The sequence below is a fragment of the Kitasatospora sp. NPDC054768 genome, assembly GCF_053612025.1.
Genome location: NZ_JBSHBN010000087.1, coordinates 1 through 22,443, shown reverse-complemented (window position 1 = coordinate 22,443; position 22,443 = coordinate 1). Strand labels below are relative to the sequence as shown.

The 22,443-nt window shown below is 73.1% G+C and carries 22 protein-coding genes; 19 read left to right on the top strand and 3 right to left on the bottom strand.

From position 1 onward, the window contains the following. Positions 1-257: 257 nt before the first annotated feature. The 10 genes from ACWGKU_RS24300 (at position 258) to ACWGKU_RS24255 (ending at position 8,163) form a co-directional block, all read left to right on the top strand. A complete protein-coding gene (locus ACWGKU_RS24300; protein ID WP_401048552.1) occupies positions 258-1,061 on the top strand; it encodes an SAM-dependent methyltransferase in 804 nt (267 codons plus the stop codon). A 269-nt stretch (positions 1,062-1,330) separates the two neighbouring features. Then, on the top strand, positions 1,331-2,218 hold the full coding sequence (locus tag ACWGKU_RS24295) for a DMT family transporter (protein WP_452177660.1): 888 nt from the start codon (positions 1,331-1,333) through the stop codon (positions 2,216-2,218). Positions 2,219-2,296: 78 nt separating this feature from the next. Further along, positions 2,297-3,166 carry an SDR family NAD(P)-dependent oxidoreductase gene (locus ACWGKU_RS24290; RefSeq protein WP_452177659.1) on the top strand — a complete coding sequence of 290 codons (870 nt, stop codon included), beginning with the start codon at positions 2,297-2,299 and terminating at the stop codon, positions 3,164-3,166. Then, on the top strand, positions 3,163-3,951 hold the full coding sequence (locus ACWGKU_RS24285) for a polysaccharide deacetylase family protein (RefSeq protein WP_452177658.1): 789 nt from the start codon (positions 3,163-3,165) through the stop codon (positions 3,949-3,951). The genes ACWGKU_RS24290 and ACWGKU_RS24285 overlap by 4 nt, the downstream gene beginning before the upstream one ends. Before the next feature lie 126 nt (positions 3,952-4,077). Then, positions 4,078-4,731: a Crp/Fnr family transcriptional regulator gene (locus ACWGKU_RS24280; protein ID WP_452177657.1), complete on the top strand. Its 654-nt coding sequence runs from the start codon at positions 4,078-4,080 to the stop codon at positions 4,729-4,731. 119 nt (positions 4,732-4,850) lie between these two features. Beyond that, the gene (locus ACWGKU_RS24275; RefSeq protein WP_452177656.1) at positions 4,851-5,696 is read left to right on the top strand and encodes a hypothetical protein; all 846 of its coding nucleotides are present in this window, start codon (positions 4,851-4,853) and stop codon (positions 5,694-5,696) included. Beyond that, on the top strand, positions 5,689-5,979 hold the full coding sequence (locus ACWGKU_RS24270) for a hypothetical protein (protein WP_452177655.1): 291 nt from the start codon (positions 5,689-5,691) through the stop codon (positions 5,977-5,979). Before ACWGKU_RS24275 ends, ACWGKU_RS24270 begins: the two co-directional genes overlap by 8 nt. Next, positions 5,976-6,743, top strand: a complete 768-nt coding sequence (locus ACWGKU_RS24265) for a hypothetical protein (RefSeq protein ID WP_452177654.1) — start codon at positions 5,976-5,978, stop codon at positions 6,741-6,743. Before ACWGKU_RS24270 ends, ACWGKU_RS24265 begins: the two co-directional genes overlap by 4 nt. Continuing rightward, positions 6,740-7,036: a helix-turn-helix domain-containing protein gene (locus tag ACWGKU_RS24260; RefSeq protein WP_452177653.1), complete on the top strand. Its 297-nt coding sequence runs from the start codon at positions 6,740-6,742 to the stop codon at positions 7,034-7,036. Before ACWGKU_RS24265 ends, ACWGKU_RS24260 begins: the two co-directional genes overlap by 4 nt. Then, positions 7,033-8,163 carry a hypothetical protein gene (locus ACWGKU_RS24255; protein WP_452177652.1) on the top strand — a complete coding sequence of 377 codons (1,131 nt, stop codon included), beginning with the start codon at positions 7,033-7,035 and terminating at the stop codon, positions 8,161-8,163. The genes ACWGKU_RS24260 and ACWGKU_RS24255 overlap by 4 nt, the downstream gene beginning before the upstream one ends. 46 nt (positions 8,164-8,209) lie before the next feature. Here ACWGKU_RS24255 and ACWGKU_RS24250 read toward each other — a convergent pair whose 3' ends face one another. The 3 genes from ACWGKU_RS24250 to ACWGKU_RS24240 are packed head-to-tail and all read right to left on the bottom strand — an operon-like array spanning position 8,210 to position 11,429. Beyond that, positions 8,210-9,325: an MGDG synthase family glycosyltransferase gene (locus ACWGKU_RS24250; protein ID WP_452177651.1), complete on the bottom strand. Its 1,116-nt coding sequence runs from the start codon at positions 9,323-9,325 to the stop codon at positions 8,210-8,212. 12 nt (positions 9,326-9,337) lie between these two features. Further along, on the bottom strand, positions 9,338-10,282 hold the full coding sequence (locus ACWGKU_RS24245) for an NAD-dependent epimerase/dehydratase family protein (protein ID WP_401051973.1): 945 nt from the start codon (positions 10,280-10,282) through the stop codon (positions 9,338-9,340). 22 nt (positions 10,283-10,304) lie between these two features. Next, positions 10,305-11,429: a DegT/DnrJ/EryC1/StrS family aminotransferase gene (locus ACWGKU_RS24240; RefSeq protein ID WP_380544762.1), complete on the bottom strand. Its 1,125-nt coding sequence runs from the start codon at positions 11,427-11,429 to the stop codon at positions 10,305-10,307. A gap of 379 nt (positions 11,430-11,808) precedes the next feature. Between ACWGKU_RS24240 and ACWGKU_RS24235 the strand changes: the two genes are divergently transcribed. The 9 genes from ACWGKU_RS24235 to ACWGKU_RS24195 all read left to right on the top strand — a co-directional run bounded on the left by ACWGKU_RS24235 (position 11,809) and on the right by ACWGKU_RS24195 (position 22,342). After that, positions 11,809-14,019, top strand: coding sequence for an MMPL family transporter (locus ACWGKU_RS24235; RefSeq protein ID WP_452177650.1), 2,211 nt, complete (start codon positions 11,809-11,811; stop codon positions 14,017-14,019). A 226-nt stretch (positions 14,020-14,245) separates the two neighbouring features. Then, complete coding sequence (locus tag ACWGKU_RS24230) at positions 14,246-15,607, top strand: sensor histidine kinase (RefSeq protein WP_401055343.1); 1,362 nt, start codon at positions 14,246-14,248, stop codon at positions 15,605-15,607. Then, positions 15,604-16,281, top strand: a complete 678-nt coding sequence (locus ACWGKU_RS24225) for a response regulator transcription factor (protein WP_359914739.1) — start codon at positions 15,604-15,606, stop codon at positions 16,279-16,281. Before ACWGKU_RS24230 ends, ACWGKU_RS24225 begins: the two co-directional genes overlap by 4 nt. A 363-nt stretch (positions 16,282-16,644) precedes the next feature. Then, complete coding sequence (locus ACWGKU_RS24220; protein WP_401055264.1) at positions 16,645-16,992, top strand: PRC-barrel domain-containing protein; 348 nt, start codon at positions 16,645-16,647, stop codon at positions 16,990-16,992. Positions 16,993-17,267: 275 nt separating this feature from the next. Beyond that, the gene (locus ACWGKU_RS24215) at positions 17,268-17,534 is read left to right on the top strand and encodes a metal-sensitive transcriptional regulator (protein WP_392877763.1); all 267 of its coding nucleotides are present in this window, start codon (positions 17,268-17,270) and stop codon (positions 17,532-17,534) included. Positions 17,535-17,821: 287 nt separating this feature from the next. Then, complete coding sequence (locus ACWGKU_RS24210) at positions 17,822-19,258, top strand: endonuclease/exonuclease/phosphatase family protein (protein ID WP_452177649.1); 1,437 nt, start codon at positions 17,822-17,824, stop codon at positions 19,256-19,258. A 44-nt stretch (positions 19,259-19,302) separates the two neighbouring features. Continuing rightward, positions 19,303-21,324, top strand: a complete 2,022-nt coding sequence (locus ACWGKU_RS24205) for a phosphocholine-specific phospholipase C (RefSeq protein ID WP_452177648.1) — start codon at positions 19,303-19,305, stop codon at positions 21,322-21,324. 90 nt (positions 21,325-21,414) lie between these two features. Further along, complete coding sequence (locus tag ACWGKU_RS24200; protein ID WP_401051626.1) at positions 21,415-21,888, top strand: VOC family protein; 474 nt, start codon at positions 21,415-21,417, stop codon at positions 21,886-21,888. Between the two features lie 4 nt (positions 21,889-21,892). Next, positions 21,893-22,342, top strand: a complete 450-nt coding sequence (locus tag ACWGKU_RS24195) for an SRPBCC domain-containing protein (RefSeq protein ID WP_401051627.1) — start codon at positions 21,893-21,895, stop codon at positions 22,340-22,342. Positions 22,343-22,443: the final 101 nt, after the last annotated feature.

Here is a 22,443-nt window from a genome sequence, read left to right as displayed (position 1 = left end):
CGATCGTCATCGAGCCTGCTTTCCGTGGCCGTCGGCTGCTCACCCGGCCACCCGAGGGTCGGGCTGTCGGTGCCCATCCTCATTCCATCAGGCCCGTCACTCCAGGATGCAATCCGAATACAGATGGTCATCTCATGGGCGCCGTCGGTTGGTTGGAATGCTCCGAAGCTGTTCGGAACGCGACCGGTCCCGCCTATCGTGGTCAGGAGCGATCGGTCGGGAATGATCGGTCGGGAGTGGAACCGGGGGAGAGCGCGATGGGTCTCTACGACGGGGTGGACCTGCGGCTGAACGTGCCGCACTCGGCCCGGATGTACGACTACTTCCTCGGCGGCTTCACCAACTTCGCCGCCGACCGTGAGGCCGCCGGACAGGCCCTCGCCGTCGCGCCGTGGCTGCGCGCCGCCGCCCGGGTCAACCGCGCCTTCATGCAGCGCTCGACCCGGGCGCTCGCCGAGGCCGGCTTCGACCAGTTCATCGACATCGGCACCGGCATCCCCACCTCGCCCAACCTGCACGAGGTCGCCCAGGGCATCCGGCCGAACGCCCGCGTGGTCTACGCCGACAACGATCCGATCGTGCTCTCGCACGCCCAGGCCCTGCTCACCGGCACCCCCGAGGGCCGCACCGCGTACGTCGAGGCGGACGTCACCGACCCGCTCGGACTGCTCGCCGCCCCGGGCCTGCGGGAGACCCTCGACCTGTCCCGCCCGGTCGCGCTCTCCCTCAACGCCCTGCTCCACTTCGTCCCCGACACCCACGGCGCGTACGAGCTGGTCGAGCGCCTCAAATCCGCCCTCGTCCCCGGCAGCGCCCTGGTGCTGACCCACGTCAGCCCCGAGTTCGCACCCGAGGACATCGCCCGGCTGACCCGGATCTACGAGGCCGCCGGCACCGCCGCCCAGGCCCGCACCCGGTCGGAGATCGTCCGCTTCTTCGACGGCTGGACGCTCCTCGACCCGGGGCTCGTCCCCATCGCGCAGTGGCGGCCCGCGCCGGACGAGACGCCCGGGGCCGCCGAGGAGGTCTCGCTGTACGCCGCGGTGGCCGTCCGGCCGTGAACCATCGGACGACTTTCCACCGCCCGGCCCGGTCGATGCCGTGCTCCGGTGCCCGGCGCGGCCCCCGGTGGCCCCGCATCCGTCGGTGCGGGCCACCCGGGGTCGTGGAGTCCTCCCGGTGATGCCGCGCTGCCGTGCTGCCGCTCAGGGCGCACGCAGCGTCCGTCCCGGTGCTGCCGCTCGCTCCCGTCATCCCACCCGTGCGCCCCCGTTCCCCCGGGCACAGACTGGTGGGGAACCGAATACTGCCCCGCGAGGCAGGGAGAGGCATGCTGCTGGGACTCACCACCGCGTTGGCCGCGACCGTCTGCTTCGGCTTCGGGGCGGTCTTCCAGGCGCGCGGCGCGCGGTCGGCCCCGCGCGCCGACCGGGTGCGGGCGGGCCTGCTGGCCGCGCTGCTGCGGTCCTGGCAGTTCATCCTCGGCACGCTGCTGGACATCGTCGGCTTCGTGCTGAGCATCGTCGCCCTGCGCACCCTCCCGCTCTTCCTCGTCCAGGCCGTCACCAATGCCAGCCTGGCCGTCACCGCCCTGGCGGCCGTCTGGCTGCTGGGCGCCCGGCTGCGCCGGGGCGATCTCGCGGGCATCCTCGCGGTGGTCCTCGGCCTGACCCTGCTGGCGCTCGGCTCCGGCCAGGAGGGCCGTGACCACGCCGCGACCGCCTTCCACTGGGCGCTGCTCGCCACCACCGCCGCCATGGTGCTCGCCACCGTGGTCCTGGTGCGCCGGGAGGGCAACGCGGCCGCGGCCGGCCTGGGCCTGCTGGCCGGGGTCGGCTTCGGCGTGACCAGCCTGGCCGTGCGGGTCCTGGACGTCTCCGGCCCGGTCGCCGTCCTCACCGATCCCGCCGCCTACGCCCTCGCCGTCGGCGGCCTCGGCGGCTACCTCGCCTACGCCCTGGCGCTGCAGCGCGGGACGGTGACGGCCGCGACCGCCGCCGGGACGGTGACCGAGACCTTCGGTCCGGCGCTGATCGGCGTGACGGTGCTCGGGGACGCCGCCCGGCCCGGGTTCGAGTGGTGCGCGCTGACCGGCTTCGTGATCGCGGTGGGCGGCACCTTCGTGCTCTCCCGCTTCGGTGAGCTGGAGGGCGAGTCCGCCGAACTGGTGGCTCCGTACCGGGACACCGAGGCGGAGCCCGCCGTCCCGCCCCGGTAGCCCGGACGGCTCCGCCATGCGAAGGTGACTTGCCGGACGAATCGGACGGCGACACGGCCACAGAGCGGCAGGTGCCCGATGGCGGAGGAGTCCCACTCCCGACCCCGGCGGTCAGGCCCGAAGGCCCGCACGGACCCCTCGGACCCCTCGGACCCCAAGGAGCCCTCGGCCCCGAGATCCCCGGAGGGCCGGACCGCCCCGGCCGACCGCCCGGTCGCGCTGATCACCGGCGCCTCCTCCGGGATCGGCCTCGCCACCGCCACCCGCCTGGCCGACGCCGGCTGGCACACCCTGCTCTCCGGCACCGACCGCGCCCGCCTCGACGAACTCGCCGACCGCACCGGCGGCCGCGCCCTGCCCGAGGACCTGAGCAAGCCGGACGGCCCGGCCCGCCTCGCGGACGCCGCCCTGGCCGCGGCCGGCCGGGTGGACGCCCTGATCGCGAGCGCCGGCCTGGGCTGGCGCGGCCCGTACGCGCAGACGCCCTCCGACACCCTGGACCGGATGATCGAGGTCAATCTCGCCGCCCCGCTGCGCCTGGTCCGCCTGCTGCTGCCCGGCATGCTGGAACGCCGCCGCGGCCGGATCGTGCTGCTCGGCTCGATGGCCGGCCAGGTCGGCGTGCGGGACGAGTCGGGGTACGCCGCCACCAAGGGCGGGCTGACGATGTTCGCGGAGAGCCTCTGGTACGAGCTGCGCGGCACCGGGGTGGGGGTGCGCCTGGTGCTCCCGGGGGCCGTGGACACCCCGTTCTTCGACCGGCGCGGCACGCCGTACCAGCGCGACCGCCCGCGCCCGGTCCCGGCGGAGCGGGTCGCGGACGTCGTGGTCGCGACCATCACCACCGGGCGCGACCGGCTCTACATCCCGCAGTGGCTCGGCTTCCCGGCCCGCATCCACGGGGTGGCCCCGGGCGTGTTCCGCCGGATGGCCTCCCGCTTCGGGTGAGCGCCGCCCGGCGCCCGGGGGCGCTCGCCGCCGGGGCCCTCGCCGTCGCCGCCGGGGCCGAGTTCCTGCACCTCGCCCCGGCCGCCGTCCGGCTGCCGCCGCTGCGCCGCACCCTGGCACGCCGCACCGCCGGCCACGGCACCGCGCCCGGCCACGTCGCCCTGACCTTCGACGACGGCCCCGATCCGCGCAGCACCCCGTACGTCCTCGACGCGCTGGACGAACTCGGTGCGCGCGCCACCTTCTTCCTGCTCGGCGCGATGCTGGAGCGGGCCCCCGCGCTCGGCCGGGAGCTGGTGCTGCGCGGCCACGAGGTGGCCGTCCACGGCTGGCACCACCGGCGGCAGTGGTACCCGGCCCCCGGCCGCGACCTGCGCGAACTGCGCCGCGCCGCCGAGGCGGTGGCCGGACTCTGCGGCGCCCGTCCGCTCTGGTACCGCCCGCCGTACGGCGTCCTGACCGCGGGCCCGGCCCTGGCCGCCCGCCGCCTCGGCCTGCGCACGGTGCTGTGGACCGCCTGGGGCCGCGACTGGACGGCCGAGGCCACCGGCGCGTCCGTCTACGCGACCGCCCGCCCGGGCCTCACCGGCGGTGCCACCCTCCTGCTGCACGACTCCGACTGCACCTCCGCCCCCGGCTCCTGGCGCGCCACCCTCGCCGCGCTCCCCCTGATCGCCGCACACTGCCGCACCCGCCGCCTCACCCTCGGCCCCCTCCGCGACCACCGGGTGCCGCCGTTTCCCGGCGGTGGTCCTCTCGGGCTTGGGGTCCCCGGCCGGAGGTAGTCGCAGGGGAACTCGTGCGGGCGCGCTTCGTCGCTGTGCCGTGCCTTCCGGAACCGGCGGGATGGAAACGGTAGAAATCGGAGTGGAGGGCAGGGAGGGCTTGCCCTGTGTGCTCGAGGAGCAGCGGTGCAGAAGCTGGTGGATGAGTTTCACCGCAAGGGCAAAGAAGTCAACTACAAAAACCGGCAGTTGATTCTGAGTCAGGGGAGCAGCGGGGATCACGTCCTGTTGCTGACTCACGGCTTCGTGCGTGTCGTTCGGCAACTCGCCGATGGGCGCAGTAGATGGGTGGCATTCAGGGGGCCGATGAACCTGCTCGGCGAAATGTCGGTGCTGGCCGGTAAGCCGAGGAATGCCGATGTGGCGGCGATGGGGTCCTGCAGGGCGGTCAAGATGGCGTGCGAAGACTTTCTGACGTTGATTCAGAAGAGTGATGTCAACCGTGAACTGCTTCTCTGGGAGCAGGGGCTGCGGAATGAGGCCGAGCTCACGCGTTTCTGGCTCAAGGACCTTCCGTTGGATGTCAGATTGGCGCGAACTCTGCTGTACCTCGCCGGAAACGGTTCCACCACGAGGGTCGAGGGGCTGACCCGGGAGGTGCTCGCGCAAGCGGTCGGAGTCACCAGAAACGCGCTGCGCCCCGTCCTGAAACGGTTGAAGGAGGCAGGAGCCGTCATCGCCGGGCGGGAAGCCCTTGAGATCAAGGACATCTGTGCGCTGCGCGATATGGCGAAGGGCACGAGGCGCATGCGCCGTTGCGCACGTCAGATCGAATTGTGAGAAGCACCACAGGCGGCGGTTGTGCACAGTTCTGCGCATTACTCGTGAATCCTGCTGGAAATGCATGTGACCAGCTGGCCGGCATCGGGCCGGAGAAACAGCGAATTACAGGAGGCCGCATGTCGTTCCAAGAAATCCCGTCGCCGTGGTCGAAAAGCGTTCCGTTGCCCCGCTACACCGCGATGGTGGCGGTGGACGCCATGGGCTACACGAGACTCCCCTCCCTGCTCCACGCCCCGACGAGCGAGCTCGTTCCTGCCCTGGTGGACCGGGCGCTCGAATCGGCGGGGCTGGGCGGGCTCAGGCAGGACGCGTACTTCTCGGAGAACTCAGGGGACGGGGTCGCGATCGGATTCGACCCCGCTCTGCTGCCTTTGGCAATCTTTCCCTTCCTGTCGACCATGGGAGACGTGGTCGGCCAGTACAACCAGGAGGCCCGGGGGTCGCGCATCCGGCTCCGCATCAGTGCCCATGTCGGGCCCGTGGAGAATTCCGGTGAACCGGGCTGCGGAAACGGGGCGGCGCGGAACGAGCTGCACCGCTTGCTGGATTGCAGGCCGCTGCGGAAGGCTCTCATGGCTGGCGGCGCGAAAACCGATGTGGTCGCGGTCCTGTCCGATCGGGCCTACAGGGACTCGGTGCTCGGCGGATACGTCGGGTTGGCGCCGGACCAGTTCACCGAGGTACTGGCGAAGGTCGATGGAAAGGACTTCTCCCAGCGCGCCTGGATGCACGTTCCGAAGCTTTCCGGAGAATTGCTGAGGCGCGGGTTGGGCGGGAACCAGGAGGACGAACCCGATTCGTCCCCCGAGCAGAGATCCGGAGGAGCTCCAACGCCATTGGACCTGGCTGGGAGATACATCCGGCAGGACGTCAAAAACGGAATCGGAGTGGTGGGGGACGTAACCGGAGACGTGAACCACGGGAAGTCGCGGATCCCGAATCGTCGGCGAATCGATGGATGAGCGGGCGTTCGACCGGCGCCGGAATCCGGTGTCGGAGGTGCGGGCCCAGATCGCCGAGGAAAGCGTCGCGATCACGGGTCAGGTGGTCGGTGACGTGAACCTCTACAACATCACAAGTGAAACCTTCCTGCCAGCAGTCCACAGCCGAGAGCCGGAGCCGGGACCGGCGCCCATGGCGGTGTACGCGAGGATCTGCGTGGCGCTCGCCCGACTCGCGCACGCGTGCAGCAGGGCGTCCGAGTCGCTGTACCGCGGGCAGCGGACGAAAGGGGAGGCCTCATGAGTCCGGGTGGGCGATCGGAGCTGGAAGCCTCCCTCGACAGATGCGTCGAACTGCTCGACAGCGGTGCGGAGGTGCGCTTCCCGGTTTTCCCGGAGGGGGCCCGAGCGGCGTTTTCGATCCGCGAGGCGAGGGAAGCGCTGTACCAGGATCCACCTGACCAGGACGTCCGACGGGCCGTGTGGCGCGAGGCGGTACTCCGGTGCGGCGGCTGCCGGGGGGTGGAGACGGGAGTGAGCGCCGCGGACTGGAAGGCAGTCGTGACGTGGTTGGCGATTCCTGGCCTGCGGCGTGTCGTCCGGCGGGTTGCCGAGTGTTTCGGGGCCGACCGCGACGACGTCGAGGCGGAAGCGGTTCTTGCCGTGTTGTCGGCCCTGGAAACGGTGGATCCTGAAAGCCCGTCCGTCGGTGGTGACCTGCTCAGATTCTCCAGGAGCAGAGCCTGGGCCTACGGCCGAAAGTTTTCCCGGGAACTCTCCTGCGGTGATCTCGCCCATGTGGCGGCCGATCGGGGCGATCCGGGCCTTTCGGCCCGGGAACGGGCTGAGGGGACCGGAATTCCGCAGGCGCCCCAGGGCCTTGTGCATTCGGGCACGGTGGTGCCTAAGAGGCCGTCCGCGAGATTCCGGCAACGCGTCGAGGGCGAGCGCATCGGGTCGATCGCGGAACGCCTCGGTCTGCGGGAGATCGTTCTCGGCCGGCTCACGGAGGACCACGGCAGGCTGATTGCTCGACTTGTTCTTCGCTCGGAGGATCGACACCGATGACAGTGAGACCCGTTTCCTTCGCGGAGGCCTTCGAGCTTCCTCTGACCGTCGACGTGCGGACTGCGGCTCGAGCGCTCGGCGTGTGTTCCGCCACCGCGTACAAGATGATTCGTGCCGGTCGCTTCCCCTGCGCGGTGCTGCGGCTCGGGTGGCGCTACCTGATCCCGACGGCGCTCCTGCTGCGGGCTCTCGGGATCGAGGAGCGTCCGATCTATGCGGACGACGTGGCGGAAGGTGCCGATTTCGCGGCTCGATGGCAGCCGGACGCGTCCTGTCAGGAGGATATGTCGTGACGGACCGGACCAAGGGTGCGACGGACCTCCACGGCATCCGCGTGAGATGCCTCGTGATCGGCCCGATCGGTAACAGTCTGGCGCCGTTGGGGAGCGCCGCGCTGAAGGCGTACGAGAAGTACATGGAGACCTTCGAGAAGGTGGTCGACCCGGTGTGCCGCAGATACGGCATCGAACCCGTCAGGGTCGACCAGATCACCCGATCGGGAGCGATCACCGACGAGGTGCTCGAGCACCTGATGCAGGACGAGATCGCCATCGCGGACTTGAGCGGAGGGGATCCCAGCGTCATCTACGGACTGGCGCTTCGCCATGCGGCCGGTCGGCCGACGATCCAGCTCGGTGAACACGGAAGGGTGCCGTTCGACCTCCCTTCGATCCGGACTCTCCAGTTCAAGCGGACGGATGCTGGACTCGTCGATGTCCGGAAGGATCTGGAACGAGTCGTTGCAGGAGGCCTGAAGGACGGTTTCTCCGCGGCCTTGCCGCCGGGGATCCTGAAGAAGCTGCTTCCGTTCGGGGACAGTGGTGCCGCACCTCCCGCTCTGGAGGGTGACGGCTTGGCCGAGTCCGGGATCCTGGACCAGATCTCCAAGCTGGATGATCAGTTGGGGTCGTTCCTGGTCCACATGGATGCAGTGACGGGGCTGATCGAGACCATCGGGAGAGCGGCCGATACGGCGGACGCGGTGGAGCGTCGAATCGCTCGGTCGGGTGATCCAGTGGGCGCGAGAACAGCTGCTCTGTGTTCGTTCGGGAGCGCGGTGTCCTCGCCGGTGGTCGAGCTGGAGGAGGCAGCGGAGAAGCTCGCGGAAAGCGTGGCGGCAATCGACCTCAGGGTGAGGACTGTGGACTCGCTGGTCGACACCGTGCCGAAGGACGATGGCGCCCCCGAAGTCCGGAGGTTCCGTGAGGAGCTGAACGGAATGGCCGTGCGGATGAGGAAGGGGGCAGCGAAGGTGGAGGAGTTCGGTTCCGCGGCCGGCCAACGTTTCGCGGCAGGAGGCAAGAAGCTCCGAGAGCCTGCCAGGTCGGTGTCGACAGCGGTCCACCAGCTGACGGTGGCGATGGCCTGCGGCGGGAAATGGGAGCAGATGGCCTTCGGGGACGAGGGCGAGCAGCCCTGACGCCGGACCGTGGGAACGCGCTGCAAGGAGAAGCCGGCTGAGAGGTTCACCACCGATCTCGGTGCTCCGTCGCCGCCAGTCCGACTCGTTCCAGCGCCTTTGCGAAGCCCCGGCGCCACGCCTCCGGTGTGGCGCCGGCGGACGGCGCGGGCTCGGGGCGGTGGAGTGCGGCCAGGGCGTTGCGGACCACCTCGGCCGGGTGGGCGGTGGCGACGTCGGCGTGGCCGAGTTCCAGCTCGTGCTGGAGGTTGTCGCGCCCGTGCCCCTGCACCACGTCGAGGAGCAGCAGCCGCCGGCCCAGTGCCCGGGCCTCGCTGCAGGTGTCGCCCGAGCTGGTGACCACCAGGTCGGCGGCGGCCATCAGCGCGGGGACGCGGTCGGTGTGGCCGAAGGGGTGCAGCCGGGGCTCCCGGCGCGCGGCGGCCCGCAGCCGGCGCTCCAGTTCCCGGTTGCGCCCGGCCACCGCGAGGACGTGCGGCCCGGCGGCGGCCAGCGAGGCGGCGGTGCGGGCGAGCGGACCGAGCCCCCAGGAGCCGGACATCAGCAGGACGCACGCGGCGCCCGCCGGCACGCCCAGCTCCGCCCGCGCCGCGGCCCGTCGCGGCGGCCGGTAGAACGGCTGGCGCAACGGCGCCGGCACGACGGCGATGTCGGCCTCCGGCCGGTACCGCCGGACCGCGCACGCGGCGACCTCGGAGGTGACCAGGAACAGGTCCGTCCCCTCCTGCACCCAGAGCCGGTGCGGTGTCACGTCGGTGCAGAACACGAAGTGCCGGAACTCCCGCTCCGGTGCCTGCCGCAGCAGCCGGTTGACCGCCGAGGTCGCGGTGGCGAACACCGAGACCACCAGTTGCGGCCGCTGCGCCTCGATCAGCTCCCGCAGTGCCGGGACCAGCCGGCCGCGGGCCGCCGCGTCGGCGAGCAGGGCGATCCGGGCGCCGGGCCGCAGCGCCGAGAAGTGGAAGGCGTCGTACACCCCGGGCAGGTCGAGCAGCCGGCGGAACACCGCCTCCCCGGCCGCGCCCGAGCGCTGCCCGAGCAGGGCCATGGCGTCGACGGTGCGGGTGGTCCAGCCGCGTTCCCGCAGGGTGTCGGCGCAGGCCTGGGCCATCACGTCGTGGCCCTGTCCGAGCGAGCCGGAGACCAGCAGGGCGTGCGGCATCGGGCGGCCCCGTCAGGCGCCGGCGGCGGTGCCGACGGTGGCCCGGTACCAGTCCGCGTACCGCCGCACGCCGTCGGTGAAGTTGGTGCTCGGCGACCAGCCCAGCAGCCGCTTGGCCTGCGCCGAGGAGATCCGCCGCCCCGCGTAGTCGGCCTTCCGCCCGTCGATGTGCTCGATGGTGACGGGTCCCAGCAGGCCGTCCACCGTGTCGGCGATGTCCCGCACCGAGACGGCCGTCGAGCCCTCCAGCGCGAAGGTCTGGTCCTCGGCGGCGGGGGACAGGGCCCGGACGTGGGCGTCGGCGAGGTCCTCGACGTAGACGAAGTTGCGGCTCTGCCGGCCGTCCCCGGCGATGGTGATCGGCCGGCCGGCCAGCGCGGCCTGGACGAACCGGGCGACGACCAGCTCGTCCCGCATCCGGGGGCCGTACGGGATGCCGTAGCGCAGGATGGTGAAGTGCTGCCCGTAGAGCTCGCGGTAGCTGTGCACCAGCATCTCGGCGGCGAGCTTGGTGGCCACGTACAGATGGCCGCTGTGCTCCAGCTCGATCGGTACGTGCTCGTCCAACTCCTGCTCGCTGCTGTCGAGTTGCTCGTCGGTGAGGGCGGCGCCGTAGACCCAGACGGTGCTCGCCAGGACCGTGCGGCTCAGGCCGCTGCGCCGGGCGGCCTCCAGGACGGCCTCGGTGCCGTCGATGTTGGTCCGTACCGCGCGGACCGGGTCGGCGCTGACCTGCTCGACGTCGGCCATGGCGGCCAGGTGGTAGACCACCTCGCTGCCGGCCAGCGCCGCGGTGAGGGCCTTGAGGTCGAGGACGTCGAGCCGCGCGTGCTCGGCGTCCGGGTTGAGGTACTTGTCGGTGGTGTCCACCGCGAGGACGTCGTGGCCGGCCGCGATCAGGTGGTCCACGACGTGTGAGCCGATGAACCCGCAGCCCCCGGTGACGGCTATCCGCACGATCTTGCTCCCTTCGCTCCGGCTACCCGGCCAGGCGCCGGTACACCGCGGAGACGGCGTCGACCACCTGCTCCGTCTCGTCCTCGGTCATGTCGGAGTGCACCGGCAGGCAGACCTGCCGGGCGCAGACGTCCTCGGCCACGGGCAGCGGCCCGCGCCGGTACGGGGCGAACACCGGCTGGAGGTGCAGCGGCAGGTCGTAGACCTCGCCGGACAGCCGCACCGCGTGCTCCTCGGCCACCGCCCGCTTGAACTCGGCGCGGTCGACCCCGGCCGGCAGCAGCGCCACGTACTTGTAGTAGTTGCCGCGGCAGCCGGGCGGTTCGGGCACCGGGTCGAGCCCGTCCAGCCCGGCGAGCGCCGTGTCGTAGCGGCGGGCGACGGCCCGGCGGGTCTCGATGAACTCCTTCAGCCGGCGCAGGTGCACCGCGCCGATCGCGGCGTGCGGCTCGCTCATCCGCCAGGAGTAGCCGGGCTTCACGTGGTGGTTGGTGGTGAAGGAGCCCTTGCCCTGGTCGCGGTAGATCCGGGCCCCGTCACGCAGCTCGGGCGACTCGGTGAGGATCATCCCGCCCTCGCCGCTGGTGGTGACCTTGGTCGGGTAGAAGGAGAAGGCCCCGGCCAGGCCGAAGGTGCCGGCGGCGCGGCCGTTGAAGCTGCTGCCGTGGGCGTGCGCGGCGTCCTCGACCAGCGGGACGCCGCGCCGGTCGCACAGCGCCCGCAGGGCGTCGACCCGCGGGCCGACCAGCCCGCCGATGTGCACCAGGACGACGGCGGCGGTGTCCGGGGTGAGCGCCGCCTCCAGGGTCTCGGGGGAGAGCGCGAGGGTGGCCGGATCGACGTCGGCGAAGACCGGCCGCCCGCCCGCGTGCACCACCGCCCCGGCGGTCGCGTAGAACGTGACGGCGGGGACGACCACGTCGCGGCCCCGGACGTCGACGCTGCGCAGGATCACCTCCAGCGCCGCCGTGCCGCTGCTCACCGCGACGGCGTGCGAGGCGCCGTGCTCGGCGGCGAAGGCCTGCTCGAAGCGCTCGGTCCACGGACCGAGGGTCAGCGCGCCGGTGGTGAGCATCTCGGTCACCGCTTCGGCGACGGCCGCGCGGTCGCTCTCGTCGAACACGATGCGGGCGGCTGGAACGCCCATGGGCACCTCCGGCGGCGGGCTGCCGGAGCAGCACCGATCGGGTCGAATCCTCCCGAACCGCACGTCGGCGGACGGGTCAGGCACATCACGCTACTTCGCCCACCGGTCCCCGGCCCGCCGTCGCCGACCGCACGGGTGACCGGGTCTGCGGCCGTCGCAGGTCCGGGGGCTGCTTCCGGCGCAGGGCGTGCGCTCCTCCGTGCGGGGGATGGCACTACTGCGTCCGCAGTACGCAAACGGCCTGCACAGGGACGACGACGGAGCAGGGGTCGGCGATCAAGGATGGGTCATGCTGCGGGGGACCGCGTCCGCCAGGACGTCCGGTCGGCCGCGGCGCCTCCTGTTCCCGAGAACCGCATCCGAAGGAGTCCGCTCTCCCGTGGCCACGTTCCTCTACCGCCTGGGCCGATGGACCTTCGTCCGGCGCCGGCTGGTGACCTTCCTCTGGGTCGCCGTGCTGGCAGCCGTCGGAGTCCTGGCGGCCAAGGCGCCCGCCGCACCCGACGACGGCTTCGCGATGCCCGGCACGGAAGCGCAGAAGGCGTTCGACCTGATGAACGAGCGCTTCCCCGGCGGCCACGCCGACGGGGCCTCGGCGCGCCTGGTGTTCGTCGCCCCCTCCGGCCAGAAGATCACCGCCGCGCCCAACCAGCAGGCGGTCGAGCGGACGGTCGGCGAGCTCGCCGGCTCCGAGCAGGTCACCGGCGCGGTGAGCCCGTTCAAGATGCCGGGCGCCGTCTCCTCGGACGGCACCACCGCCTACGCGACGGTGAGCTACTCCGCCAAGGCCGGCGAGGTGTCCAAGACCGCCACCGACACCCTGGAGCGGGCCGCCCAGCACGGCCGGGACGCCGGGCTCAAGGTCGAGATCGGCGGCACCGCGCTGATGGCCAAGGCCGACGCCGGGGGCAGCAGCGAGGCGATCGGCATGGCGCTGTCCGCCGTCGTGCTGGTGATCACCTTCGGCTCGCTGGTCGCGGCCGGCCTGCCGCTGCTCACCGCGGTCGTCGGCGTGGGCCTCGGCATGGCGCTGATCACCGCGCTCGGCAGCACGCTCGGGCTCTCCACCACCACCGGCACCCTCGCCATGATGCTCGGCCTCGCGGTCGGCATCGACTACGCGGTGTTCATCGTCTCCCGCTACCGCGCCGAGCTCGCCGAGGGCCGCGCGCCCCAGGAGGCGGCGGGCCGGGCGGTCGGCACCGCCGGGTCCGCGGTGGTCTTCGCGGGCCTCACCGTGGTGATCGCGCTCGCCGGCCTCTCCGTGGTCGGCATCCCGATCCTGGCCAAGATGGGCATGGCCGCCGCCGGGACGGTCGTCATCGCCGTGCTGGTCGCCCTCACCCTGGTGCCCGCCCTGCTCGGCTTCCTCGGCCGCAAGGTGCTGCCGCGCAAGGCCCGCAAGGCCCGCAAGGACCGCGGCGGGGCGGCCCCGGCCGCGAAGGAGAACGGCGGAGCCCGCTGGGCCCGCTTCATCCTGCGCCGCCCGCTCGCGGTGCTGCTCGGCGGTGTGATCGGCCTCGGCGTGCTCGCGGCCCCCGCGCTCGACCTGCGGCTCGGCCTGCCGGGTGACGAGTCGAAGCCCACCTCCACCACCCAGCGACGCGCGTACGACCTGCTCTCCGAGGGCTTCGGCCCCGGCTTCAACGGCCCGCTGACGGTCATGGTGGACGTCAAGGGCGTCGCCGACCCGAAGGCCGCCGCGAACGAGGTCGCCAAGAAGGTCTCCGGGCTGCCGGGGGTCGTCGCGGTGACGCCGCCGATGTTCAACCAGGCGGGCGACACGGCCCTGCTCAACGCCGTCCCGGCGACCGGTCCGAGCGAGGCCGAGACCAAGGACATCGTGCACGCCATCCGCCACGACGCGGCCGGCCTGAAGACGGCCACCGGGGCGACGGTCCTGGTCAGCGGCACCACGGCGATGAACATCGACGTCTCGCAGAAGATGTCCGACGCGCTGCTGCCCTACCTCGCCGTGGTCGTCGGCCTTGCCGTCGTCCTGCTGATGGTGGTCTTCCGCTCGATCCTCGTGCCGCTGAAGGCGGCCCTCGGCTTCCTGCTGTCGGTGGTCGCCGCGCTCGGCGCCGTGGTCGCGGTCTTCCAGTGGGGCTGGCTGGCCGAGCTGATCGGCGTGGAGCAGACCGGCCCGGTGATGAGCATGATGCCGATCTTCATGATCGGTGTGGTCTTCGGCCTCGCCATGGACTACGAGGTGTTCCTGGTCACCCGCATCCGCGAGGGCTACGTCCACGGTGAGGAGCCCGGCGAGGCGATCGTCACCGGCTTCCGGCACAACGCCCGGGTGGTCACCGCCGCCGCGTTCATCATGATCGCCGTCTTCGCCGGCTTCATCGGGATGAGCGAGCCGATGATCAAGATGATGGGTCTGGGCCTCGCCGCGGCCGTCGCCTTCGACGCCTTCATCGTCCGGATGACCGTCGTCCCGGCCGTCCTCGCCCTGCTCGGCCGCCGCGCCTGGTGGCTGCCGCGCTGGCTCGACCGCCTGATACCGGACGTGGACGTCGAGGGCAGCAAGCTGGAGACCCCCGCCCCCGAGCAGGCCCCGGCCCGGGAGTCGGTCACCGTCTAGGGCACTGCCGCCCGGCCCCGCCCCGACACCGTGCGGGGCCGGGCCGGCGCCCTACCGCTCGGACACCGGTTCGAGCCCAACCGTTACCGTTGCTGTCGGGGGCCACCGCGCGTGCGGAGGCCCCCGCCGCGGCCCGCCGCGCCCCCGAGCGGGATCGGCGCGGCTCGAACCCAGGCTTGCCCGGTTGCGGGCGTGGCCGGCGTCCCCCCGACCGGAGAGCACGAGCATGAGCGACTTCTGGCAGCGCCTGCGCCGCGACCATCCGCGGCTGCTCGACGTCGCCGGCGGCACGGCCATGATCACGGTCACCGCCCTCGGCGCCACCATCGACCAGACCGGCGGCCGCTTCACCCCGTTCGCCGCGCCCACCTTCGTCATCGCGCTGGTCTCCGCCGTCACCGTGCTCGCCCACCGCCGCCACCCGCGTGCGGTGGTCGCCGTCACGCTGCTCTGCACGATGCTGCTCGCCATGGTCAGCCCCCGGCTCACCCCGACCCTGGCCACCCCGCTGCTGCTCGCGCTCTACTTCCTCGCCATCCGCACCGACCGCGCCACCGCGCTGCGCGCCTCGGTCGCCGCCGCCGTCCTGCTCACCGGGATCGCCCTGCTGTTCGGCCCCGGCGGGCCGGTCAGCGAACGGCTCGGCGTGCTCGCCTGGGCCCTGCTGCCCGGCGCCCTCGGCGACTCGATCCGCAACCGCCGCGCCCACCTCGCCGCCATCGAGGAGCGTGCCGAACGCGCCGAGCGCACCCGCGAGGAGGAGGCCCGTCGGCGGGTCGCGGACGAGCGGATCAGGATCGCCCGCGACCTCCACGACGTCGTCGCCCACCACATCGCCCTCGCCAACGCCCAGGCCGCCATCGCCGTCCACCTCATGGACAACCACCCCGTCCAGGCCCGGGAGGTGCTCAGCCACATCACCGACGCCACCGGCTCGGCCCTCCAGGAACTGCGCGCCACCGTCGGCCTGCTGCGCCGCGCCGAGGACCGCGCCCCGCTCGAACCCGCCCCGGGCCTCGACCGGCTGCCCGAACTGATCACCACCTTCGAGCGGGCCGGCCTGCCGATCCGGCTCTCCGTCCAGGGCGAGGCCCGCCCGCTGTCGCCCGGCGTGGACCTCACCGCCTTCCGGATCGTCCAGGAGTCGCTGACCAACGTGGCCAAGCACGCCCACGGCGCCGACGCCGAGATCACCCTCGCCTACAGCGGCAGCCGGGTCGCGGTCAGCGTCGCCAACGGCCGACCGACCGTGACCGGCCGCCGCCGCGCGGTGTCGCTGCCCCAGCACCCGCCCAGCGAGGGCGGCTTCGGCCTGATCGGCATGCGCGAGCGGGCCGGGGCGGTCGGCGGCCGGCTCAGTGCCGACCGGCGGCCCGACGGGGGCTTCCTGGTCACCGCCGAACTGCCGCTGCGCACCGGCGCCCGCGACGACGGCCCCGAGTCCGCGGGCGCCTTCACCGCCGCCGACGTCGCCCGGGCCGCCCGGGCCGCGCGCACCACCCGTACCGATCGCCCGACACCGGCCGAACGACAGGAGCACGCCGCCCGGGCGGACGGCGCGCTCCGAGAGGACAGGGACCACGCATGACCATCCGGGTACTGCTCGCCGACGACCAGGCCCTGCTGCGCGGTGCCTTCCGCCTGCTGATCGAGGCGGAGGAGGACATGGAGGTGGTCGGCGAGGCCGCCGACGGCCGGGAGGCCGTCGCGCTCGCCCGGGCCACCAAGCCCGACATCGTGCTGATGGACATCCGGATGCCCGGCGTCGACGGTCTCGGTGCCACCGCCGAGATCTGCGGCGACGAGGAGCTGTCCGGCACCCGGGTGCTCATCCTCACCACCTTCGAGATCGACGAGTACGTGGCCCAGGCGCTGCGCGCGGGCGCCGGTGGATTCCTCGGCAAGGGGGCCGACCCCAAGGAACTGCTCGCCGCCGTGCGCACCGTCGCGGCGGGCGAGGCGCTGCTCTCGCCCGCCGCCACCCGGGCCGTGATCGACCAGTTCCTGGCCCAGCCCGAGCCGGCGTCCGCCACCCCCGCGAGCGAGCGGCTGGCCGTCCTCACCGCCCGTGAGCGCGAGGTGATGTCGATGGCCGCCACCGGCCTCACCAACGAGGAGATCGCCGAGCGGATGTTCGTCAGCCCGTTCACCGTCCGCACCCACGTCCACCGGGCGATGTCCAAGCTCGACGCCCGAGACCGGGCCCAGCTCGTCGCCATCGCCTACCAGACCGGCCTGGTCCCGCCCGGCCGTCCGGTCTGAGCGTGCGGCGGGCGCGGCGGGGCCGGGGTCAGGCCGGGGACCGCCCCGCCCCCGCCCCTGCCCGCGGAGCGCGGACGCGGGGGAGCCCGAAGGCGGACATCTCCTTCTCCTCGTAGGAGAGGAAGCCCAGCGAGCGAGAGGAAGCCCAGCGAGCGGTAGAAGGCGTGGTCGCGGTCCTGCTGCCGGACAGCCTAAAGCCCAGGTCACGGCCCCCGTGGCGGTTGGCCGGGTCACCCCCGTATGTCCCTTTCGTCGGGCCGGGGGCTCGTGGCCTCGCCGCGCGTCCCGGCCGCTCCCGGCGCAGGATGGGAGACCGGGGCGGGGGAACAGCCGGGGACGGGAGGTCGGACCGTGGGCATCGCGATGGCGGACATCCGCGAGTGGCGCGGCCACGCCGTGGTCGACGAGAAGAGCCACCGCATCGGTTCGCTGGAGTCGGTCTACGTGGAGACGGCCAGCGACGAGCCGTTCTTCGCCACCGTCACGGTCGGGTTCGCCGGTCGGCGCCGCCTGGTGTTCGTCCCGCTGGAGGGTGCGGTGGCCGGCCCGGACTACCTCCGGGTGGCGTACCCGCGCAACCTCGTCAAGCAGGCGCCGGCGATCGGCACCGACGACGTGCTGCCCGCCGAGGACGAGCCCGCCGTGTTCGCGTACTACGAGCTTCCGTACGCGACCGGCGCGGGCGGGGAGCGTCGCCTGGCCCGCCGCTGAACCGCCCCCTGGCCCGCCGCCGACCCGCCGCCGACCCGCGCCCGCCCCTGCTGCCGACCCGCCGCCGACCCGCGCCCGCCCCTGCCGCCGACCCGCCGCCGACCCGCGCCCGCCCCTGCCGCCGACCCGCCGCCGACCCGCGTCCGCCCCTGCCGCCGACCCGCCGCCGACCCGCGTCCGGCGCGGGCGGGTCGGGTACGACGTTCGCCACCCGGGAATGAATACCCCGCCGGGTACACTTGTCCATCGACAGTCGATGTGAAAGGCGGCCCGACATGCAGGTGGACGAGGAGGCGGTCGGCGCGGTCCTGAACCGGCTGCGTCGCGCGCAGGGGCAGTTGGCCGGGGTGATCGCGATGATCGAGGCGGGCCGGGACTGCAAGGACGTGGTCACCCAGCTCGCCGCCGTCTCGCGCGCGCTCGACCGGGCCGGGTTCAAGATCGTCGCGAGCGGCATGCGCCAGTGCATGGCCGCCGCGGACGAGGACGCCCCGCCGATGAGCGAGGCCGAGCTGGAGAAGCTCTTCCTCGCCCTGGCCTGACCGGCGCTCCGCGCCTCAGGAGCACGGCCCGACGGGGGCCGCGGTGGACCGGTCCACCGCGGCCCCCGTCGCATGTCCGCAGGTGCGCCCACCGAAGTTCCCGCACCGCCCGACGCCCCGTCATGCTTCGTTCATGCGCCGGTCGCCGGCCTTCGGGTGAATGAGGCCGCCCGCAGTTGTACAGCCAACTGCGCGAGCTCCCTTCTCCCAGCCTCCGTGACCAGCCGTACCCGGCCCCGGCGAACCGTCCCCCGGCGGCCCGGTCCCGGGCGGCGGACAGGACAACCGTGGCCGCAGGCAGCGCCCTGACGCTCAGTTCCTCCACCAACCCCACCGAAGGCGACCGGCTCACCTTCCAGTGGACCACCGACGCCCCCGACGCCAAGAACTGGGTCGGCATCTACGACGGCGGCCGCCAGCCCGGCAACGGCGGCTCGCTGCTGTGGAAGTACACCCCGGGAACCTCGGGCGACGTCCAGCTCGACACCTCCGCGCTGACCGGCGGCCCGTACACCGCCTACCTGCTCGCCAAGGACGGCTACGGCATCCTCGCCAGGACCGAGCCGTTCTCCTTCCGCCCCAAGCCCGCCGTCGTCCGCCCGCACGCCGCCGTGGACGCGTTCACCGCCACGCCCGTCGCCCCGGGCGCCGCCGTGACGGTCCGGCTCGGCGGCCTCTGGTCCCGCCCGGCCGGCAACCCGGCCGGCTCCGCCACCTACCGCAAGGTCGGCGGCCCGGCCTGGGCCGCCGTCAGCGCCGACGGCACGCTCACCGGCACCGCCCCCGCCGCCGCCGGCAAGAACCCCGAGCCGGTGGTCGTCGGCGTCAAGGACAGCACGGGCGCCACCGACACCGTCACCGTCCTCGTCCCGGTGGTGGACCCGGCCGCACCGCTGCGCCTCAAGGCCGCCAGCTGGAACCTGCACGACGCGGGCTCGGCCCACACCGACGCGCTGGAGAAGCAGTTGCGCGTGGTCCTCGCCCAGGGCCTGGACGTGCTCGCCCTGCAGGAGACCGCGGGGGAGCGGGCCAGGACCCTGGCCGACGCCCTCGGCTGGTACGCCTACCAGAGCCCCGGCAGCGTCGGCATCCTCAGCCGCCACCCGCTCACCGACGTCACCGCCCCGACCGCCGAACTGCCCGCCGCCGCGGCCACCCTGCGACTGCCCGGAGGCCGCAGCGTCCGCTTCTGGGCCGCCCACCTGGACGAGGCGGGCTACGGCCCGTACGCCGTCCAGGACGGGCGGAGCGCCGCCGAGGTGGAGGCCGCCGAGAACGGCTCGCTGCGGCTGCGGCAGGCCAGGGCGCTGGCCGCCGCCGTCCGCACCGACATCGCCCGGCGCACCCCGGTGGTGCTGGCCGGCGCGCTCTCCTCGCCCTCGCACCGCGACTGGACGGCCGCCACCGCCGCCGCCCACCAGGGCGTCGGCGCGCTCGCCTGGCCGGTCACCACGGCCCTCCAGGGGGCGGGACTGACCGACACCTTCCGCGAGGAGTGCCCCGATCCGGTCAAGGCCCCCGGCAACACCTGGTCGCCCACCCGCAAGCGGCGCGGCGACCGTCCGGAGCCGCAGGACCGCGTCGACTACGTCCAGTACGCGGGCCCGTTGAAGCTGGTCGAGGCGCACACCCTGGTCGCCGACTGGCCGCAGCCCGAGCCCGGCTCCGCCGCCAACGAGTGGCCCTCCGACACCGCCGCCGCGGTCGCCACCTTCCGGCTCTGAGCTCCCCGGCTCCCCATCCCCCAGCTCCGAGAGGCCAGTTCGTCATGCCCGAGCTCTCCCGCCGCACCTTCGTCGGCGCCACCGCGGCCGCCGGCGCCACCGCCCTGACCGGTCTGGCGGCCACCCAGGCCGCCGCCGCCCCGGCCCCGGCCCCGGCCCCGGCCCCCGCCACCGCCGCCGGTGCCAAGCCCGCCGCCCCGCTCACCGGGACCATCAAGGACGTCAAGCACGTCGTCGTCCTGATGCAGGAGAACCGTTCCTTCGACCACTACTTCGGCACCCTGGCCGGCGTCCGCGGCTTCGGCGACAAGCAGGCGCTCCAGTTCCCGGACGGCACCGACGTCTTCCGCCAGCCCGACAGCCGGCGCAGCGACGGCGGCGCGATGCTGCCCTACCGGATGGACACCGCCAAGTACAACGCCCAGAACGCCGGCGGCCTCCCGCACGACTGGGCCACCGGCCACCAGGCCATCAACAACGGTGCGATGAACAAGTGGATCGCCGCCAAGGGCGAGCGCACCATGGGCTACTTCACCCGCGACGACATCCCCTACCAGTACGCCCTGGCCGACGCGTTCACCGTCTGCGACGCCTACTTCACCTCGCTGGCCGGCCCCACCGACCCCAACCGCCTCTACCTGTGGACCGGTACCGCCGGCCCCGGCCGGGACGGCACCACCGGCCCGTGGATCGACAACACCCCGGTCACCGACAACCCCGTCGCCGACTGGACCACCTACGCCGAGCGCCTGGAGGCGGCCGGCGTCAGCTGGCGCGTCTACCACAACCCCAGCAAGGACGACCGCACCGGCGACTACGACGACAACGCGCTCTCCTACTTCAAGCAGTTCCACGAGTTCCCGCACGACGACCCGCGGTACGTCAACGCGATGACGAAGTTCGACCCCGCCGACTTCGACCGCCACTGCAAGGACGGCACCCTGCCGACCGTCTCCTGGCTGGTCGCGCCCTACCTGTTCTCCGAGCACCCGGAGGCCGGTCCGGCCTACGGCGCCCACTGGGTCGACCAGGCCCTGCAGTCGCTGATGTCCAACCCGGAGGTCTGGCAGCACACGGTCTTCCTGGTGATGTACGACGAGAACGACGGCTACTTCGACCACATGGTCCCGCCCACCCCCGAGCCCGGCACCCCCGAGGAGTTCACCCAGGGACGGGCCATCGGCCTCGGCAACCGGGTGCCGCTCTGGGTGATCTCGCCCTGGTCGCGCGGCGGCTGGGTCAACTCCCAGGTCTTCGACCACACGTCGGTGCTGCGCTTCATGGAGCTGGTCACCGGGGTGGCCGAGCCCAACATCTCGGCCTGGCGCCGGGCCGTCTGCGGCGACCTCACCAGCTGCTTCGACTTCGCCGCCCCCGAGCACTCGATCCCGGCGCTGCCCGACACCAAGGCGCTGATGGCCAGGGCCGACGCGGGCACCAAGCTGCCCGGCGTCGCGCTGCCGGCGGTCGGCGCCCAGGCGATGCCGGTCCAGGAGCGCGGCGAACGCCCGCACCGGCCGCTTCCGTACCAGCCGTGGGCCGACGTCGAGGTGGACCGGAAGACCGGCAGGGTCACCTGCACGATGAGCAACGACGGCTCGGTGGCCTTCCCGTACACCGTCTACCCGAACATCCTGCTCCCCTTCGCCGGCACCCCGTACACCGTCGCTCCCGGAGCCACCGCCCGGTACGTCTGGGACGCCGCCGCCACCGGCGGCCGCTACGACTTCACCGTGCACGGCCCGGACGGCTTCGTCCGACGCTTCGCCGGCACCGTGGTGCGCGACGGCCAGGACGGCCAGAACGACATCGGCGTGCCGATCGTCACCGCCGACCTGCGCGGCAACCGCAGGCTCACCCTCCAGGTGGCCAACGACGGGATGACCGACGTGGCCTTCACCGCCGCGCCCAACGACTTCGCGGGCACCGCGCAGACCGTCCAGGTCAAGCCCGGCAAGCAGGCCGACCTGGCCTGGCCGCTGGACAAGCAGGGCCGCTACGACGTCGTCGTGACCGCCCACACCGGTCAGCGCTTCGTCCAGCGCTACGCGGGCTGGGTGCACTGAGCCCCGGCCGGCCCGGCCGGGGGCGCCGATCCGGTGACCCCCGGCCGTGGCTCGGCCGCCGTGCCGGAGCCCGCCGTTACCGTCGGGCGCATGCAGAAGATCACCACCTTCCTCTGGTTCGACGACCGGGCCGAAGAGGCCGCCGCCTTCTACACCACCCTGTTCCCGGACTCCCGGGTCACCAGGACCACCCGGTACGGCGAGACCGGCCCCGGCCCGGCGGGCTCGGTGATGACCGTCGAGTTCGAGCTCGCCGGCCGCGAGTACACGGCCCTCAACGGCGGTCCGGCGTTCCACTTCACCGAGGCGATCTCGCTCCAGGTGGAGTGCGAGGACCAGCAGGAGGTCGACCGGCTCTGGGCGGAGCTCACCGCGGACGGAGGTCAGCCGGGTCCGTGCGGCTGGCTCAAGGACCGCTACGGCCTCTCCTGGCAGATCACCCCCCGGGTGCTGCTCGACCTGGTCGCGGGCGAGGACCGGGCCACGGCGGACCGCGTCTTCGCGGCCATGCTGCGGATGCAGAAGATCGAGATCCAGCCGCTGCTCGACGCGGCGCAGGGGTGAGGCCGTGACCGCCTTCAGCCACCGCGGCATCACCTACCTGCGGGCCGCCCCCGAGCGGGTCTGGCACGCGCTCACCAACGCCGACGAGTCCGGCCTCTACTGGGGCCACCGCAACGTTTCCACCTGGCTGCTCGGCGCGCCCTGGGAACACCAGCGGACCGACGGATCCGGGACCGCCGACGTCATCGGCACCGTCGAGGCGGTCGACCGCCCGCACCTGCTGGTCACCACCTGGGCCGGCCCGCAGGAGCAGCACGCCGCCTTCCCCTCCCGGGTCACCTTCGAGCTCCAGGGCTGGCAGGACCTCACCCGGCTCACCGTCACCCACGTGGACCTCGCCGACGAGGCCGCCCGGGCGGACGCCGAACAGGGCTGGTCGGCGGTGCTCGCCAACCTCAAGACCTACCTGGAGACCGGCCACCCGCTGCCGCAGCAGCCCTGGCTGATGCCCTGACCGCGGCCCCCTGACCGCGGCCCGCGGCCCGCGGCGAACGGCGCCCGGCCGGGGCGTGTCCGCCACGGCGGAGCGCCCTACGCCGCCGGGCGCTCCGCCGT

Coding starts and splice junctions, on each gene's coding strand:
- ACWGKU_RS24300 (WP_401048552.1), top strand. CDS start 258: ATGGGTCTCTACGACGGGGTGGACCTGCGGCTGAACGTGCCGCACTCG.
- ACWGKU_RS24295 (WP_452177660.1), top strand. CDS start 1,331: ATGCTGCTGGGACTCACCACCGCGTTGGCCGCGACCGTCTGCTTCGGC.
- ACWGKU_RS24290 (WP_452177659.1), top strand. CDS start 2,297: ATGGCGGAGGAGTCCCACTCCCGACCCCGGCGGTCAGGCCCGAAGGCC.
- ACWGKU_RS24275 (WP_452177656.1), top strand. CDS start 4,851: ATGTCGTTCCAAGAAATCCCGTCGCCGTGGTCGAAAAGCGTTCCGTTG.
- ACWGKU_RS24270 (WP_452177655.1), top strand. CDS start 5,689: ATGGATGAGCGGGCGTTCGACCGGCGCCGGAATCCGGTGTCGGAGGTG.
- ACWGKU_RS24265 (WP_452177654.1), top strand. CDS start 5,976: ATGAGTCCGGGTGGGCGATCGGAGCTGGAAGCCTCCCTCGACAGATGC.
- ACWGKU_RS24260 (WP_452177653.1), top strand. CDS start 6,740: ATGACAGTGAGACCCGTTTCCTTCGCGGAGGCCTTCGAGCTTCCTCTG.
- ACWGKU_RS24250 (WP_452177651.1), bottom strand. CDS start 9,325: ATGCCGCACGCCCTGCTGGTCTCCGGCTCGCTCGGACAGGGCCACGAC.
- ACWGKU_RS24240 (WP_380544762.1), bottom strand. CDS start 11,429: ATGGGCGTTCCAGCCGCCCGCATCGTGTTCGACGAGAGCGACCGCGCG.
- ACWGKU_RS24230 (WP_401055343.1), top strand. CDS start 14,246: ATGAGCGACTTCTGGCAGCGCCTGCGCCGCGACCATCCGCGGCTGCTC.
- ACWGKU_RS24225 (WP_359914739.1), top strand. CDS start 15,604: ATGACCATCCGGGTACTGCTCGCCGACGACCAGGCCCTGCTGCGCGGT.
- ACWGKU_RS24220 (WP_401055264.1), top strand. CDS start 16,645: ATGGCGGACATCCGCGAGTGGCGCGGCCACGCCGTGGTCGACGAGAAG.
- ACWGKU_RS24215 (WP_392877763.1), top strand. CDS start 17,268: ATGCAGGTGGACGAGGAGGCGGTCGGCGCGGTCCTGAACCGGCTGCGT.
- ACWGKU_RS24205 (WP_452177648.1), top strand. CDS start 19,303: ATGCCCGAGCTCTCCCGCCGCACCTTCGTCGGCGCCACCGCGGCCGCC.
- ACWGKU_RS24200 (WP_401051626.1), top strand. CDS start 21,415: ATGCAGAAGATCACCACCTTCCTCTGGTTCGACGACCGGGCCGAAGAG.